The sequence below is a fragment of the Mycolicibacterium sp. P4_G11 genome, from assembly GCF_056555145.1.
Genome location: NZ_JBFUJW010000032.1, coordinates 1 through 410, shown reverse-complemented (window position 1 = coordinate 410; position 410 = coordinate 1). Strand labels below are relative to the sequence as shown.

The following is a 410-nucleotide window of genomic DNA, read 5'->3' as shown; positions in this document are numbered from 1 at the left end:
ACCCCGCTCTGCTCGCCGTCGCGCGCGGCGCTGCTCACCGGGATCAACCCGCATCGCGCGGGCTACGGCTTCGTCGCCAACGCGGACCCCGGCTTCCCGGGCCTGCGACTCGAACTCGCCGAGGACGTGCTCACGCTGCCGGAGATGCTGCGGGCCGGCGGCTACGCCACCTACGGCGTAGGGAAATGGCACCTGGTGCGCGACGCCAACCTGCGTCCGGGTGCCGTCCGCGACTCCTGGCCCACCCAACGCGGATTCGACCGCTACTACGGGTCCCTGGAGGGCCTGAACTCCTTCTTCCACCCGAACCAGCTGGTCTCGGACAATTCGGTGGTCGACATCGACGAGTACCCCGAAAACTACTACCTCACAGATGACCTCACCGACAAGGCCGTCGGGTACATCAAGGA

The 410-nt window shown here is 67.3% G+C and carries 1 protein-coding gene; it reads left to right on the top strand.

Annotation, left to right across the window (positions count from 1 at the left end):
- A partial coding sequence (locus AC1U2B_RS28615; RefSeq protein WP_480219438.1) for a sulfatase-like hydrolase/transferase occupies window positions 1-410 on the top strand: 410 nt, incomplete at both ends.